Consider the following 12,882-nt stretch of genomic DNA (forward strand, 5'->3'; position numbering starts at 1 on the left):
TGGTGGTAAGGGGGAAATCCCCAAGGCATGCGAGGCGAATCCGCATTCCCCGGGGATTTGAAGCTTACTTGTTCTCCGCCAAAAGCTTCGCGGCTTCCGCCTGGAGGCTCTTCAAGGCATCCGCGACGGACGCTTTGTTCGAGTAGACGTTCATGATCGCGGTATTGACCGCGTCTTGGATCACGTTGCTCGCCGCCGTGGCAACCGGCGCTTTGCCGAAAGGGAACACTTCTTTGAACGCTTGCGCCTTCTGCGGGTTGGCCGCGTAGTCTTGTTTCAGGACGTCGACGTCTTGGGAGGACAACGTCGCGGGGAAATAGCCCGTTTTCGCGCCGTAGATGGCTTGTCCTTCTTTGCCGGCAAAGTATTTCAAGAACAGCCAACCGGCCAGCTGCTGCTCCGGCGTGGTTTTGAACAGGACTTGGTTGCCTCCGCCGATGTTCGTAGTCGGCTTGCCGGCGTCGCCTTGCGGGAACAACGTGATGCCCCATTGGAATTTATCCTTGATCAAATTGAGCTTCGAGGTGGTACGGGCCGTCGTTCCGATCTCCATCGCGGCACGGCCGTTCGTGAATTCTTGCTCCGTGTCTTCGGCGACCACGATCGCTTTTTGGTCGAGCAGGTTTTTGTAAATCCCGAGCAATTCGGCCGCTTGCGGATTATCGAAGTTCACGCCGGACAGATCCGGAGCGATGGGATCGATGCCGTAAGACGACAATTCCGTCATGAAGTTAAAGGCATGCGAGCCGTAGCCCGTGCCGTTGCCGATGACCAGCGCCGGAACGCCCGTTTTCTTATAGATGTCGAGCGCTTGCTGTTCGAACTCTTTCCATGTTTTGGCCGGAGCGTCATAGCCGGCTTTTTTTAGCACGTCTTTGTTGTAGTAAATGCCCGTCGAGCTATTGCCGTGCGGCCAGCTCATCGTCTTGCCGTCATAGATGGCGCGCTGGCGATCGAGAATCGCCGGCAAAATGTCGCTCACTTCCTCCGGCTTCAAGCCATAGGTCGGATCGTTGATGTAATCGTCCAATTGAACGATCTGGTCGGCTTTCATATATTGCAGGATATCGCTCTCGTTGGCCATCGCCACCGCCGGAAGTCCGCCGCCTTGCAGCGCCGCGCGCAGCTTCTGGTTCAATTCCGTATACGAGCCTTGGAACACTTCGTTCACGACGATTTTGCCTTCGTACGCTTTGTTGAATTGCGCGACGATGTCTTTGACCGCTTCGCCGTATTCCGTTGCTTGAATATGCCAGAAATCGATTTTCACCGGGCCGTCCTTGCCCAGCTCGATGTCGATGCCGGCAGGCTTGTCCGACGGCGCATCGGCGGTATCGGTAGGCGTCGGGGAGGTATCGGAGGTCGATGCGCCGCCCGCGTTCGCGGTACCGGAATTGTTCGAATTCGTATTACTCGCTCCGCATGCGGCCAAGACGACCGACAATGCGAGCATGACCGTTACCATCCCAAAAACCGTGCGAAATCTTTTATTGAACAACATGATTTCCATACCTCCTAGTTTTGGCCGATAAGTTGATCTATTTGAACCGTTTCTCCGTATGCCGGGTAAAAACGGGGGATGCCTCTGCTATCGAACAACGTCGGGTTCATGCTGTGCAGCGGTATGACGACCTTCGGCCGGATCCGTTCCGTCAGCTCGCCGATCTCTTGCGGCGCGGCATGTCCGCCCGTCGCGCAGTAGTGGTACTGAACGCCGAATTCGGTCAGCCAGCGATGCAGCATCTCGTCGTTCGGCACGAGCGGATTGCCGTCGGCATGGACATAATGGGAGCCGTGCGACCGATCGCCCGCGCACTCCAGCTCGGCCATGACCGGCAGCTGGTAATACGGCAGGTACATGCAGTAGCGCTGCTTGTCCGCGACGATGTCGGCTATCGAGACGGATGAATACGGCAGCGTCAGGCCGGCTTCGATCGTCGGCGAGTTTAACGTCGGCAGCACGCGGATCACGTCTTCGGCGCAGGTCAATGCCGGATGTCCCGTCAGCGCCGCGATGCCGACCCGATTCGCCTCGTACCAGAACGCGGCCGTGCTCTCGTCCATCGCGAGCGTCCTGCCCGCATCCTTCGCGGCGAGGATCAGATCGGCGAAGCGCTCGACGTTTCTGGCCAAGATGTTGACGTACACGAGCCCCTCGGCTTGCGCCATCACTTCGCGGCAGCGTGCCGCAACCTCCGTTTCGAGCCGATCCGCGGGTTTGCGATACAGCGTGTCCGCCCGGAAGCGCGTCCCTTCGGTGATCAGCACGTCGACCGCCTCGCTCCGGCACAGCGCGATGAAGCGATCCATCCGGTACGCGTGCCGGCCGTGACGGCGCCAGTCCGCGGTGAAGCCGATCTTCGCTCCGGAAGCGGTCGTCAGGATAAAGCCGGAACATCCCGGCGAATCGTGATCGACCTCGATGATCTTCAGCCGCGCCTTGCCTTCGTCGTCGAGCGCGATCTCCTGCAGATCGTCGAGCGCGATGATCGTTCCCTTGGTATCGCCGTATTCGCCCGAAGCGACGACCGCCCGATAGACGGCGTAAGCGTCCCGGCTCATATAGATCGGCGTCCCTTCGGCAACGTACGGCAGCAGCGCCATATGGTCCTGATGGATATGGCTGACGAAGACGCGCAGGTTGTCGTATTGCGGCAGCTCCTCGCGCTTCCAGACTTCCCGCAGCTGCGGAAGCGTCAGCCCTTCGGTCGCTTCCGGCGGGTAAAGATTCAGCAGCGGCGGAGCCGAACGGGTCAGCATGTAATGGCGCGCGCCTTCCGGCGCCTTCGTCTTGATGTGCTCACCCAGCATTCCCCGCATCGCGAGTCCAAGATCGAACACGAATCCCGTGTTCTCGTGCCCGTAAACGATTTGTACGCCGCCGATCGTATGCAGGCCGCTGTAAAACGTTAATCGATCCTCCGTTGCCAACGTAACTCCTCCTCCATCTTGCATGATTATTCTGGGTCGCTTTCGAGTTGCAATAGGAAAGCGGCCAGTTCGTCCAACGTGCGGATTCGCAGATCCCAAGCTTCCTCGTCATGGGTTTCGTAGCGGGAGACCAACACGGTGCGCCCCCCCATCCGCTTGATCGGATACAGTTCGTTCCAAGCGTTGTCGCCGATCGAAGCGATTTGACCCGGCGCGATCCCGTTTTCGTTCATGTAGCGCCGCAAGTACTCGATTAATCCGTCGGGCTTGTTCCCTCCGTAGACAACCGTATCGAACGCGTTCTCCAGCCCCAGCTTGGCCACGAAACCGACTGCCGCTTCTTCGGGAGAATTGGTCATGAGCAATTTGTGGCGGATCGACTTCAGTCCGCGAATCGCGGCATTGACCCCCTCGTGCGGCGTGATGGAGTTCAGATTGCCGATCATATCGCGGCGAACGCTCAGGAAGGCTTGCGAGCGTACCGCGGGCGGAATGCCGACAAGCTCCGCGATGGCGCCGAGAACGCCCCACGAGTCTCCGATGTAGTGCATCTCGCCCTCGGAATGCCGGAGGCTCTCGATCGGATGCTCCACGTCCATGCCTTCCCAGTCGTAGAGCGAGAGCGGCTGTCCGTCTTTGTGCCGAACGCCGGATTTATGGGCTTTGCTGAAGAAATGCCCGACTTTGACGGGATGCTCGCCTTTCAAGATCCGCTCCGTTTCGGTTTGCCATCTCGACACGACCGATTCGTCGCCGTCTTGAAACAAGTAAGTCAAATAAGGTCTTATGAAGTTCTCGTCCTGATATAACGTGCCGTCCAAATCGAATACCAGCACCCGAATTTCTTTCATCCATTCCAATGACGTCGTCTCCTTGTCGTGTTAGCCTTTAATGCCCGAGGCGGCGATACCGGAATGAAACCAGCGCTGCGCCGCGAAGTACAGCAGCACGATCGGCAGCACGGTAAACGTCGCGGCCGCCATGAGCTCGTGGTACCTTGATCCGTTCTCGCTGACGAAGTAGAGCAGTCCGACTTGCAGCGGACGAATCGCTTCCGTGGAAGTAATGATGAGCGGCCAGGACACCGCGTTCCACTTGCCGATGAAGCCGAGCAGGCCGGCGGTCACCAGACTCGAGGCGGACAACGGGATCAAGACCGAATACAGGTAGCGGAAGCTGGACATGCCGTCCACCTGCGACGCCTCCCAGTAGTCTTTGGGCACGGACAGGAACGCTTGTCTCAACAGGAAGATGGAGAACGCATCCGCCAAGTAAGGCAGCAGGATGCCCATATAGCTATCGTAGAAGCCCTTCCCGCCCGCGCCCGCCCAATCGTTGCCGCCGGCGAACGGAATATGGCGAAGCGTCACGAAATTAGGCACCAGCGTAATATCGTACGGAATCATCATGGTCGCCACGACGAGCATGAAGATGACTCCTCTGCCTTTGAACGCGAAATGCGAGATGGCGTACGCGATCGGAACGCAGATGATCAGCTGCAGCGCCGTTCCGAGTCCGGCGACGACGATCGTGTTCCAGAAGTATCGGGCGAACGTCGACTCCGGCTTCATCCAAGCCTCCGCGTAATTTTTGACCATCCACGCATGGGGGAAAAAATCCGGCGGCATCAGATTGATTTCGTCCGCCGTTTTGAAGGACGTCAAGAGCATCCACAAGAACGGAAACAGCACCAGCGCAGCCAGCAGCAGGACGATGACGGTGACGATCCCCCACAAGAAGCGGGAGCTGAGCTGAGAGAAGTTGAAACGTTCCGCATTCATCGCGGCATCCTCCTTTTATCGTAGGTAGTGAACCCGTTTCTCGCCGTACTTGTACTGCACCCATGTCAGCAGCAATATGATCGCGAACAAGAACATCGAGATCGCCGACGCGTAACCGACCTGGCCGTAGACGTAGAACGTTCTGAAGATATACAGCGGCAACGACATCGTCGTGCCGAGCGGGCCGCCTTCGCCGCCGCTGATGATATAGAACGCGTTAAACGATTCGAAGGAGCCGATGACCGAGATGATCGAGAGCAGGAACACCATCGGCGATAACAACGGCCACGTGACATGGCGCATGATTCTTGCCGTTCCGGCTCCGTCGATTCTGGCAGCCTCGTACAATTCGGGCGATACGCTGCCCATGCCCGCCAGGAAGATCACGATATTGAACCCGATGCTGGACCAGATCGTAAAGAGCATGATGACGATCAGCGCGTAAGACGGCCCGGCAAGCGCGGTCGGGATCGAGGAAGGCCATGTCCCGCCGAACGCGGCCGCGACATGCACGAACAAGGGATCCGGATCGGATAACCAATCTTGCGGCTGCAGGCCGACGGACTTCAGTGCCGCGTTGGCGACGCCGACGTTCGTATGGAAGATCCATTTGAAGACCAGGCCGGCCGCGACTTGCGAAGTGATGTACGGGATGAAGAAGACCGTTCGCAGGATGCCCTTGCCCTTTATCTTTTGAAAGAGAAAATAGGCTAGCAAGAACGACAGGAAGATCGAAATCGGGATGGTTCCGATCGCATAATACACCGTGACCATCAAGCTGTTGGCGATCGGACCGAACTGCCAGCCCAGCAACGCATCCTTGTACAACAGGCCTTCTTCGAAGATTTTGGCGAAATTTCCGAACCCGATGAACTTATCGGGCACGAAGCCCCATTTCCATAAGCTGATCCAAGCGCCGAACGCCATCGGCCAAAAACGGAAAACCAGGAGCAGCAGCAATGCCGGAGCCGCGTAGGCGAATCCGGTCCAAGCTTGTTTCCGGGCGAACTTGGAGGCCCGCTTCTTCGCGAAGATCGGTTTTCGCGGCAAACTCGTTTCCTTGGTCTGTTCCATGTTGTGTTCCCTCCTCGCTTAGTACAAGTGTAGCGGGGAAGCATACGTCGAAAATCAGGTCGAAGTTAATGATTTGTTGACTTTATGTCGTGTTTTAATCATTTTCCGCAGTATTTTATTAAAAACGGTCATGCTTCGTGGATGAAACGGTCATCTATTTCCATCATTTATTTCCAGCGGACATCAAAAAGCCCGACCGGATAATAAGGTCGGGCCGCAAAGGATATTGCGTTTGGATCGAGCGGCGGCTTGGCGCTTTGCTCCAAAAAACGCCGCATGGCAGCTAGTGATTGTCGTAGGCGATAGACACATATAGGAACACTTTCTGATCCGGGCTATAGTCATGCTCGGTATGTCCTTTAACCTGCCAAACCGCGGTGCTGCCGACGGGCACGCCGGCTCGGCTGTACTCGGTACCGTCCGGAAGTTGCGATGTCGGTCTCGGCGAGCGGTATTCCTTGTCGACGGTCTGCAGACTAAGATCGACATTTTCCCCATCCGGCGAAATCATCGAGACCGTAATGAGCCCGTGATAACCTTCGGGAGGCGTCCAAGATCCGCTCAACACTTGGCCTGGCGATGAAACGTACCCGTAATACAACGCATACTCGTAAGTTGTCCAGCCGTCCGAATACGTTTTGGAATCGGAAAGCCGAAAAATGCCGGGCGCCGCAACGGGTGCCGTCGTGAAAGTTAGCTCTTTCTTCTCGCTTTGATTGCCGTCCGCATCGACCGCAACCACGGAAAGGGTGTAGGTGGATTCCGGAGACAGCCCCTTTACTTCATAGCTGTTCGCGTCCCCATTCAAGGTAGCCAGCAGTTCGAACGCGGTGCGGTAGACCAAGTACTTGTCTACGCCCGTTTGGTCTATGGCCGGTTTCCAGTTCAGACGCACGCCAGTAGAGGTCACGTCGGTCACCGTCAGCGCGTCGCCCTGAGGCCACTGCGGCGCCATGGGAACGGCTAACCAAGCTCCTTGAACTTGAACGGGCGTATATTGAGCGGTCGTGGTTCCGTCGCCGAGCTGCCCATTCCCGTTTAGACCCCATCCCCAAACGGTTCCATCGGTTCTTACCGCCAAACTGGATGCGCCTGCCGCGATGGCGGACACCGAATCGAGCCGGGTTACCTGAACGGGCGAAGAACGGTTGGTCGAGCTTCCGTTTCCCAGTTGGCCAAAATGATTTTCTCCCCACGCCCAAACGGTTCCGTCGCTTTTCAGCGCCATACTATGATCGCCGCCCGCGGCGATGGCGGTCACTGAATCGAGATGGGTTACCTGAATAGGCGTAGAACTGCCGGTCGTCGTTCCATCGCCGAGCTTGCCGGCGTAATTATTACCCCACGCCCAGACAGTCCCGTCGCTTTTCAATGCCATGCTATGCGAGAAACCGTTGGAAGACCCTGCGGCAATGTCGATTACCGAGCCGAGATCCTTCACTTGAACCGGCGTATAACGGTCTGTCGCGGTTCCGTCGCCCAGTTCGCCGCCTCCGTTGTTTCCCCACGCCCAGACGGTTCCGTCGCTTGTAAGTGCCATACTGTGGCGATTACCCGCAGCGACATCGGTGACCGAACCGAGACCTTGCACTTGTACCGGAGCATTGCGGTCTATCCGGCTTCCGTCGCCTAGGGAGCCGAACGCATTCGCTCCCCACGCCCAGACCGTTCCATCGCTTAGAACCGCCAGATTATGATCGATTCCTGCGGCAATGGCAACCGCGGAGCTAAGATTGGCAACTTGAACGGGGGAAGAACTTTTAAACATCGTGCTTCCATCGCCCAGTTGGCCGCTCGCATTGCTTCCCCACGCCCAAACGGTTCCGTCGCTTTTCAGCGCCAAACTGTGCTCGGAACCCGCAGAAATGGCGATAACCGAATCAAGACCCTGCACTTGAACCGGCATCTTGCTTCCTTCCGATGAACTTCCATAACCCAATTGGCCGTATGCGTTGTTTCCCCATGCCCATACGGTTCCTTCTTTTTTTAGCGCGAGCGTATGGCCTCCTCCCGATGCTGCCATCGTTACGCCGGCATTCGGATCTTCCGTCGACGCCGCGGAAGCGGCCTTCGCGTCGGCCGTATGGAAAGGCAGCAGCCATATCGGCAGCAACATTACGCAAACCAGAAGCATTAACCATCCTCTCATGCATCTTCCTCCGTTTTTTTAGCTTTAATCTACCACATTACCTGAATCTATAAATGCGCCCGTCGCACTATTAATAACAAATCATCCAAAATTCGGATATTGTGCGAGTTCATGCCCGAAATCCGCTTCAGCTCTGGCTTGCGCACCCGTCCGGGAAAGCAAAAAGCTGCTTCCGGTTGCCTACCGGGAGCAGCTTATGCATAGGGTTCAGTCATTGCATTTCTCGACGCGCGCCTATTCCCCGTCCGACAACACAAACCGCTTGAGTACCGCGAGCATTTGCCGGCCTTGGGGGCCGAGCGACGCGGCCCAATCCACGATTGCCGTCTCGTCGATCCGCGTGATGCCGGCGAGTTGAACATAACGGGTCAAGCCATCCTGCAGCGGAGCCCTTATCTCCTCCGGCATGAAGCAGCGAAGCGCGAAATAAGCGTCCCTGCCGCCCTCCGTCCATGCTTCGCCGAGACCCAGGCCGACTTCCCGATGCTGCCGCCGAGCCTCTTTCTCCTGCCGAAGCGCCGCTTCGCCCACGATGCCGTCGACCGGAATGCCGATCCGCTCGAATTGCTCCCGCGGCGCGTCGTTCTCGCGCATCAACTCCGCCATCAGCCTGATCATCCTTGCCTCGACGGCCGTATCCTCGATTGGCGATGACTGCTTCGGATCGAGCTCCAAGTCGAACAGCAGCGTGCCGTGCACGTACGGATTGATGAACGTATGCGCGGGAATTTCCAGCGTGCGGCAGCCTTTCGTGAACGAAAACGGCTCGCGCAGCCGGAGATCGGACAGCTCCTTCACGTCGAACCGGTTGTGCATATGGGTCGGCATGAGCGTGTATTCAAGGAGCGGGCCGTTGTCGAAGCTCTGCGGCGCCCTCATGTAGACGTATCTGCCGTCCGTCACGTTGATATGGCCGCCGTGCATGCCGAACAAGGCGGCTTCCCGTAACGGCGCCCGGCCGTCGGAGCCGATGGCTCCGCCGAGCGGTTTGCCCAGCATATCCGGCGGAAGCTCCGCCCCGAAGAATTCGAGCAGCGTCGGCGCGATATCGATCGTTTGCGCCAGCGCGGCGCTGCGCTCGCCTCTCGCTCCGCTCCGGGGATCCCAGACGAAGAGCGGCAGCCGCGCGATCTCGTTATAGAACGGCTGGATGTTTTTGCCCCACCAAGCATGCTCGCCGAGCAGGAAGCCGTGGTCGGTGTTCACGATGAGCATCGTATCCCGCCAGAGATCATGCCGGTCGAACAGGTCCAGCACGCGGCCGAGATAAACGTCGCACATGCTGACCAGGGCCGCATATTCGTAGATCGCATGACGGATCTCCTCCGGCTGCTGCGTGACCCTGCCGTAATCCGGCCAATCGAAGTGCTTGCCGTCATAGGCATGCGGGTAGAGGTCCTTGTACTTCTGCTGCGTGAAGAACGGCTCATGGGGATCGAAGGCTTCGATCTGGAGAAACCAATTATCCTGGGACAGGTTCGTTTCGATAAATTCGATGCCATTGGCGAAGGTGACCGCAAGGGGCTGCTTCTCTTCCGAATCCAGATAGGCGCGGTTTACCCAATCCTGTCGCCATAACCCGCCGATCTTGGGACCGGACAGCGACTCCGGAATGTGAGGGTCCCGTACGTTGCCCTTCCAGGGATCGCCTTCCTGGCCCCTCGCGTATTCCCACGTGTTGAACCGCGTATGGTACGTCGCTCCGCCGTCTTCGAAATAATGCGTATGATCCGTCGCCAGATGCGTGTATATTCCTTTGCGGCGCAAAATATCGACCATGGAATCGTCGTAAGGCTCCAGCGGTCCCCAACTGCGATGCAGGAAATTATGTCGCCCGGTATGGAGCTCCCTGCGAGCCGGCATGCAGGGCAAGCTCCCCGCATAACAGTTGTCGAACGTCACGGTCTTCTCCGAGAGCCGCCCGAAGTTCGGCGCCCGCAGCCATTCGCCGCCGTAATTCGGCAGCATATGCCGGTTTAAGGAATCGAACATGACCATTACAGCCTTCATTTCTTTGCCCCTCTCGAATGTCAAATTGGCGTCGGTATTCTCGCGGGAACCTCGCCGGCCGCTACGCGGAAGCCCAGATTGCCAGCCGAGCTGTCCGGGCTGTTGGAGCTCCGCGCGGCGACGCGGTAGCGGTTGCAATACGAGGCGTGACAGAGGTAGGAACCGCCGCGCGTCGACCGGGCCGCCCCCGTGCGGGGACCTTGCGGATTGGCCGGCGGGTCGTTCAGCGGCGACGACGGGCTGAACCAATCCGAGCACCACTCCCAGACATTGCCGACCATGTTGTACAGGCCATACCCGTTGGGGGCGTAAGCATCGACGGGCGCAGTGCCTTCGTACCCGTCGGACGCGTTGTTTTTCGCCGGAAATTTCCCCTGCCAGATGTTGCAGCGGTGCTCCCCGTCCGGCTTCAGCAGATCGCCCCACGGGTAGCGCTTCCGGACCAGCCCGCCGCGGGCGGCGTATTCCCACTCCGCTTCGCTCGGCAGCCGCTTGCCGGCCCAGCGGCAGAACGCCTGCGCATCGTTCCACGAAACATGGACCACCGGATGATGCATCCGATCGCCGATCGCGGAGCCTCGACCTTCCGGGCAGCGCCAGCCGGCGCCTTCCACCGCCCGCCACCACGGGGCTCTCTGAACCGTGCCGCGGACATCCCCCGCCGCCTTCTCGGCAACGAAGAGATGAAAGACATAGGACCATCCGAACGCCTCGGCTTCCGTGACGTAGCCGGTATCCCGGACGAATTCCGCGAACTCGGCATTGGTTACGGCATGCGGCGCGATATAGAACGGGTCCAGCTTTACCGGTCGAACGGGTCCTTCCCCGTCCGCGGGAAATCCTTCCCGATCGTCCGTGCCCATTAGAAACGACCCGCCTTCCAGCCGGATCATGCCTTCATGGGGACTTCGGCCCGATCTCGCGCGCGTATCGAATGCGGCTCGCGCTTGTTTGGCAGGCGGTCCTTCTTCCCGGCCGCGGCCGGCTTGGCAGCAGCAGCTCGCTCCTATTGCCGCGTGCGCCCGATCGACCGCCGCTTGCCGCGGCGAAGCGTTCCGCTCGGCTTGATCCTCATGCGCGCCGGGCCCATGCGGCGTACGTTTCCGTTCGATGTTCATCCGTTATTCCTCCCGCGGAAATTCGGCCGTACCGGCCGGTGACCGTGCCGCGTCTCCGAGTTCTTGCCGTCGCCACGGATCGGGCGATGCCTCCAGCAGCGTACGGGTGTAGGCATGCCGCGGAGCGGCGATAATCGCCTCGGTATCCCCGCTTTCGACGATCCGCCCGCCGTTCATGATCAGCATGCGGTCCGACATGTAGCGCGCGCTTCCCAGATTATGCGTAATCCAGATCAAAGCGAGATCGTAATCCTGCTTCAGATCGAGCATCAAATTCATAATATCGATGCCGATGGATACGTCCAGCATGGAGGTCGGCTCGTCGGCGACCAGGACGCGCGGGTTAATGCCCAGCGCTCTGGCGATCATGACCCGCTGCTTCTGCCCGCCCGAGAGCTGGGAGGCGTATTTATCGATATAATCCTCCGCCGGCGTCAAGCCGACCTTGCGCAGCAGCGCGAGCACCTGCTCCCGAATATCGCCTGTCGCGCCGTGCAATCGGAGCGGCCGTCCGACGACGTCGTGGACGCGATGATTGGGATTCATCGTTTCGAACGGATCCTGGAAAATCATCTGCAGCTCCCGGGCGACGGACTTGCGGCTCCGCGATTTGCTGCCGACCTCGCTGCCCTCGAGCAGAATCCTGCCCTTCGTGGCCGGAATCAAATTGACGATCATGCGGGCAAGCGTGCTCTTGCCGCTGCCGGATTCGCCGACGATGGCCAGCACCTCGCCCTTGCTCAAGGTAAAGCTCACGTCGTTGACGGCCGTGAACCGCTTCTTCCGCAGAAAAGAACCGGATTCGAATACTTTGCTAACGCTGTCGACTTGCAGCAACGGGTTCATGGCCGGCCTCCTCCGTTTCATATAAATGGCAGGCGACGCTGCCTCCGGCGTCCGCCGCCGTCATGGCCGGCTGCGCAGCCGAACACGCCGCGACCGCGTGCGCGCAGCGGGGCTGAAATCGGCAGCCCGCGGGTGGCGAGACCAGATCCGGCGGCGAACCGGGTATGCCGGCAATCCGAACCTTCGGCCCCGTCAACGAAGGGAACGCGCGCAGCAGCCCTTGCGTATACGGATGCCTCGCCCCGCGAAGCAGCCGGTCGGCGCGGCCGATCTCGGCCATTTTGCCCGCGTACATGATGCCGATGCGGTCGCAGATCTCCAGCATCAGGGGCAGATCATGCGTGATGAACAGCACGGCGAAGCCGAGCTCCTTCTTCAGTTCGACGATTCGTCTCACGATGCCCTGCTGCGTCACCACGTCGAGCGCGGTCGTCGGCTCGTCCATGATGATCAGATCCGGCCGCAGCGCGAGCGACATCGCGATCACGACCCGCTGCCGCATGCCGCCGGAGAGCTCGTGCGGATAACTCCGCAGCCTGTCTGCCGGGAGCTCCACCAGCGCAAGCAGCGATTCCGCCCGGCTCCAGGCATCGCGCGCGGAGGTGCCGGGTTCATGCGCGAGTATCACGTCCGTCAGCTGGCTGCCGACGCGCATGACCGGGTTCAGGTTGTTCATCGCGCTCTGCAGCACGACCGACATCCGCGACCAGCGAAAAGCTTGAAACGCAAGCTCGGGCATGCCGGTCAATTCCTGCCCGTCGAACAGAACGCGTCCTCCCGCCAATCGGGCCGGAGGACGCAGCAGCCGGCTGATGCCGAAGGCCGTCGTCGATTTGCCGCAGCCGGACTCGCCCGCCAGGCCGAAGATTTCTCCGCGTTCGATGGAGAAGCTGACGCCGTCGACCGCCTTGAACGCGCCTCGCGGCGAAGCGTACTCGACTTGCAGATCCGTAACCTCCAATAAGCTCATCTG

The 12,882-nt window shown here is 59.3% G+C and carries 10 protein-coding genes; all 10 read right to left on the reverse strand.

Translation table 11 applies throughout. The features are described from left to right. Nucleotides 1-64: 64 nt before the first annotated feature. Nucleotides 65-1,501 carry an ABC transporter substrate-binding protein gene (locus GT019_RS03700; protein ID WP_161741287.1) on the reverse strand — a complete coding sequence of 479 codons (1,437 nt, stop codon included), beginning with the start codon at nucleotides 1,499-1,501 and terminating at the stop codon, nucleotides 65-67. Nucleotides 1,502-1,515: 14 nt separating this feature from the next. Then, nucleotides 1,516-2,931 (reverse strand): MBL fold metallo-hydrolase, encoded by a 1,416-nt coding sequence (locus tag GT019_RS03705; RefSeq protein ID WP_161741289.1) that lies wholly within the window; start codon nucleotides 2,929-2,931, stop codon nucleotides 1,516-1,518. A gap of 26 nt (nucleotides 2,932-2,957) precedes the next feature. Then, nucleotides 2,958-3,782, reverse strand: coding sequence for an HAD family hydrolase (locus tag GT019_RS03710; RefSeq protein ID WP_235946810.1), 825 nt, complete (start codon nucleotides 3,780-3,782; stop codon nucleotides 2,958-2,960). Nucleotides 3,783-3,812: 30 nt separating this feature from the next. Next, nucleotides 3,813-4,712, reverse strand: coding sequence for a carbohydrate ABC transporter permease (locus GT019_RS03715; protein ID WP_161741293.1), 900 nt, complete (start codon nucleotides 4,710-4,712; stop codon nucleotides 3,813-3,815). A gap of 15 nt (nucleotides 4,713-4,727) precedes the next feature. Beyond that, a complete protein-coding gene (locus GT019_RS03720) occupies nucleotides 4,728-5,786 on the reverse strand; it encodes a carbohydrate ABC transporter permease (RefSeq protein WP_161741295.1) in 1,059 nt (352 codons plus the stop codon). A gap of 283 nt (nucleotides 5,787-6,069) precedes the next feature. Then, nucleotides 6,070-7,935 (reverse strand): RCC1 domain-containing protein, encoded by a 1,866-nt coding sequence (locus GT019_RS03725; RefSeq protein ID WP_161741297.1) that lies wholly within the window; start codon nucleotides 7,933-7,935, stop codon nucleotides 6,070-6,072. Nucleotides 7,936-8,169: 234 nt separating this feature from the next. After that, nucleotides 8,170-9,945 (reverse strand): sulfatase, encoded by a 1,776-nt coding sequence (locus GT019_RS03730; protein ID WP_161741299.1) that lies wholly within the window; start codon nucleotides 9,943-9,945, stop codon nucleotides 8,170-8,172. Between the two features lie 20 nt (nucleotides 9,946-9,965). After that, nucleotides 9,966-11,063, reverse strand: a complete 1,098-nt coding sequence (locus GT019_RS03735; protein ID WP_161741301.1) for a formylglycine-generating enzyme family protein — start codon at nucleotides 11,061-11,063, stop codon at nucleotides 9,966-9,968. 3 nt (nucleotides 11,064-11,066) lie between these two features. Continuing rightward, a complete protein-coding gene (locus GT019_RS03740) occupies nucleotides 11,067-11,909 on the reverse strand; it encodes an ABC transporter ATP-binding protein (protein ID WP_161741303.1) in 843 nt (280 codons plus the stop codon). Next, nucleotides 11,878-12,879: an ABC transporter ATP-binding protein gene (locus tag GT019_RS03745; protein ID WP_161741305.1), complete on the reverse strand. Its 1,002-nt coding sequence runs from the start codon at nucleotides 12,877-12,879 to the stop codon at nucleotides 11,878-11,880. The genes GT019_RS03740 and GT019_RS03745 overlap by 32 nt, the downstream gene beginning before the upstream one ends. Nucleotides 12,880-12,882 lie beyond the last annotated feature (3 nt).

Origin of the sequence: Paenibacillus glycinis (genome assembly GCF_009909185.1) — a bacterium.
Taxonomy (GTDB): Bacteria; Bacillota; Bacilli; order Paenibacillales; family Paenibacillaceae; genus Paenibacillus_Z; species Paenibacillus_Z glycinis.

What these genes read in the sequence shown, in the direction of transcription:
- GT019_RS03715 (WP_161741293.1), bottom strand. Translation starts at nt 4,712, where the DNA reads ATGAATGCGGAACGTTTCAACTTCTCTCAGCTCAGCTCCCGCTTCTTG.
- GT019_RS03745 (WP_161741305.1), bottom strand. Translation starts at nt 12,879, where the DNA reads ATGAGCTTATTGGAGGTTACGGATCTGCAAGTCGAGTACGCTTCGCCG.
- GT019_RS03730 (WP_161741299.1), bottom strand. Translation starts at nt 9,945, where the DNA reads ATGAAGGCTGTAATGGTCATGTTCGATTCCTTAAACCGGCATATGCTG.
- GT019_RS03720 (WP_161741295.1), bottom strand. Translation starts at nt 5,786, where the DNA reads ATGGAACAGACCAAGGAAACGAGTTTGCCGCGAAAACCGATCTTCGCG.
- GT019_RS03700 (WP_161741287.1), bottom strand. Translation starts at nt 1,501, where the DNA reads ATGTTGTTCAATAAAAGATTTCGCACGGTTTTTGGGATGGTAACGGTC.
- GT019_RS03740 (WP_161741303.1), bottom strand. Translation starts at nt 11,909, where the DNA reads ATGAACCCGTTGCTGCAAGTCGACAGCGTTAGCAAAGTATTCGAATCC.
- GT019_RS03725 (WP_161741297.1), bottom strand. Translation starts at nt 7,935, where the DNA reads ATGAGAGGATGGTTAATGCTTCTGGTTTGCGTAATGTTGCTGCCGATA.
- GT019_RS03735 (WP_161741301.1), bottom strand. Translation starts at nt 11,063, where the DNA reads ATGAACATCGAACGGAAACGTACGCCGCATGGGCCCGGCGCGCATGAG.
- GT019_RS03710 (WP_235946810.1), bottom strand. Translation starts at nt 3,782, where the DNA reads ATGAAAGAAATTCGGGTGCTGGTATTCGATTTGGACGGCACGTTATAT.